The organism is Oryzifoliimicrobium ureilyticum, assembly GCF_037199735.1.
Lineage (GTDB): Bacteria > Pseudomonadota > Alphaproteobacteria > Rhizobiales > Rhizobiaceae > Rhizobium > Rhizobium ureilyticus.
Genome location: NZ_JBBBVQ010000082.1, coordinates 1 through 699, shown reverse-complemented (window position 1 = coordinate 699; position 699 = coordinate 1). Strand labels below are relative to the sequence as shown.

1 protein-coding gene is annotated in these 699 nt (G+C 55.4%); it reads right to left on the bottom strand.

The annotated features are described in order from the left end of the window. Positions 1-39: 39 nt before the first annotated feature. Positions 40-699: IS3 family transposase (locus VQ830_RS28725; RefSeq protein ID WP_337271541.1), on the bottom strand; the 660-nt coding region annotated here is incomplete at its 5' end.

Here is a 699-nt window from a genome sequence, read left to right as displayed (position 1 = left end):
GGTAATCATCCCATTTTTAGTGGGTTTCGCAACTGGACCTCAGGCGGCTGTTTTTAATTTCATCGCGGGCGTAATGCCGCCGATGGCCATGTTGGGCCTCTCATTGTTGTATGTCCATAGCCAGCGGGTTGCGTGATCCTGCGCCTCCTCGATCGTTTCGAATATGTATTGTCCGAGCCACTCATGGCGGACGGTTCGGTTGTAGCGCTCGACATAGGCGTTTTGCTGCGGTTTGCCGGGCTGGATATACTCCAAGCCGATCCCACGTTTTGATGCCCATATCTGCAACGCGGCACTCACGTTTTCCGGGCCGTTGTCGACCCGGATGGTCAGAGGCTGACCACGCCATTCTATGATCCGCTCAAGCGTGCGGATAACCCGAAGAGCCGGAATGGAAATGTCCACTTCAATGCCCAGCCCCTCCCGATTGTAGTCATCCAGAACGTTCAAGGTCCTGAAGCTGCGCCCATCGGCCAACTGATCAGACATAAAATCCATTGACCAGGTCATGTTTGGGCCCGCCGGGACAATCAATGGTTCCGGCTTTTGCCGCACCAGGCGCTTTCTCGGCTTGATGCGCAGGTTCAGTTCAAGCGAACGGTAAATCCGCCGGACGCGCTTGTGATTCCATGCAAAGCCTTTGACATTGCGCAGATAAAGGAAGCACAAGCCGAAGCCCCAGGTGCGGTGCGTTGTCGT